Annotated in this window: 2 protein-coding genes; both read right to left on the minus strand. The window is 58.7% G+C overall.

Translation table 11 applies throughout. From position 1 onward, the window contains the following. Positions 1–8: 8 nt before the first annotated feature. Complete coding sequence (locus BSF40_RS31285) at positions 9–371, minus strand: DUF5064 family protein (RefSeq protein ID WP_095968274.1); 363 nt, start codon at positions 369–371, stop codon at positions 9–11. Positions 372–383: 12 nt separating this feature from the next. Further along, complete coding sequence (gene arcC / locus BSF40_RS31290; protein ID WP_095968275.1) at positions 384–1,313, minus strand: carbamate kinase; 930 nt, start codon at positions 1,311–1,313, stop codon at positions 384–386. Positions 1,314–1,386: the final 73 nt, after the last annotated feature.

The raw sequence follows: 1,386 nt of genomic DNA on the forward strand, positions 1-1,386 counted from the left end.
AATGTGGGCTACTCGAAGCTCTCGAGATCTATCGGGTCGCCGGATTTCATATTCAGTTGCTTGCGGATGTCTTCGAACATCAAGTCGTAATGCTTGTGCACCGAGCCGATCTGGCTATGTGTCTTTGGGATACCGTACTTCTCTGCGATTTTCGTCACGTTGTTGGCAAAGTTGTAGGCCTCCTCCTTAGGCAGGAAGAAGGTCTCTGTCATCTCCTTTCCCTGCATGCTGCCATGCATGGTGAACTCGATCCCTTTGCCTTTCATGGGATCCTGCGCGACCTTATAGTCGAGGTGCACGTTGTAGCTCACATCATCCTTGGTCAGCGCGTGACGCTCGATGTGCAAGTGGCCTGGCTCAAACATTGCCATGGACGTCTCTCCTTACAAGTAAATAATGCCCGGTATCGCCGTGCTGATGCGCGTACCGGCCTTGCCCTGGACGATCGCTTCGATGTCCGCGAGCGAGCCGATCACCGCCACTTTTCCAGTATGGCGCGCGAATTCGCAGGCTGCCTGCACCTTCGGTCCCATGGAGCCGGCGGCGAAGCCGAGTTTTTCCATTTCGTCGGGGTGTGCCTGGGCGATGGCTTTCTGCGTGGGTTTGCCAAAGTCGATGAAAGCGGCGTTGACGTCGGTGGCGATCACCAGCAAGTCGGCTTCAAGCTGTTCGGCCAGCAGCGCCGAGCACAGGTCCTTGTCGATGACCGCTTCGACGCCCTCAAGTTTGCCGGGCGAGGTATACATGGTCGGAATGCCGCCACCGCCGGCGCAGATCACGATGCTGCTTTTTTCCAGCAGCCATTTGATCGGACGGATTTCGAAAATGCGCTTGGGTTTCGGACTGGCGACCACGCGGCGGTATTTGTCGCCGTCCGGGGCAATGGCCCAACCTTTCTCGGCGGCGAGTTGTTCCGCCTCGGCCTTGCTGTAGACCGGGCCGATGGGTTTGGTCGGGTTCCTGAAGGCCGGGTCATTGGCATCGACTTCGACCTGGGTCAGCAGGGTCGCGAAGGGCACTTCGAAGTCCAGCAGATTGCCCAGTTCCTGTTCGATGATGTAACCGATCATGCCTTCGGTTTCGGCACCGAGCACGTCCAGCGGGTAGGGCGAAACCGAGGTGTAGGCCGCTGCCTGCAATGACAGCAGGCCGACCTGGGGGCCATTGCCGTGGGCGATGACCAGTTGGTTGCCGGGATGGATCTTGGCGATCTGTTCGGTGGCGATCCGGATGTTGGCGCGCTGGTTGTCAGCGGTCATCGGTTCGCCGCGGCGGAGCAGGGCATTACCGCCCAGAGCAACGACGATACGCATGGTGTCAGTCCTTCTAAGCAAAGAGGTTGCAAGCAACGCGGTCTTTCTGTGGAACCCGGACCAGTGTGGGAGC

Origin of the sequence: Pseudomonas sp. ACN5 (genome assembly GCF_002303975.1) — a bacterium.
In the GTDB taxonomy this organism is placed as follows: Bacteria; Pseudomonadota; Gammaproteobacteria; order Pseudomonadales; family Pseudomonadaceae; genus Aquipseudomonas; species Aquipseudomonas laurylsulfatiphila.

Excerpts from the sequence above, each read along its gene's own strand:
- arcC (WP_095968275.1), bottom strand. The coding sequence starts at position 1,313 with ATGCGTATCGTCGTTGCTCTGGGCGGTAATGCCCTGCTCCGCCGCGGC.
- BSF40_RS31285 (WP_095968274.1), bottom strand. The coding sequence starts at position 371 with ATGGCAATGTTTGAGCCAGGCCACTTGCACATCGAGCGTCACGCGCTG.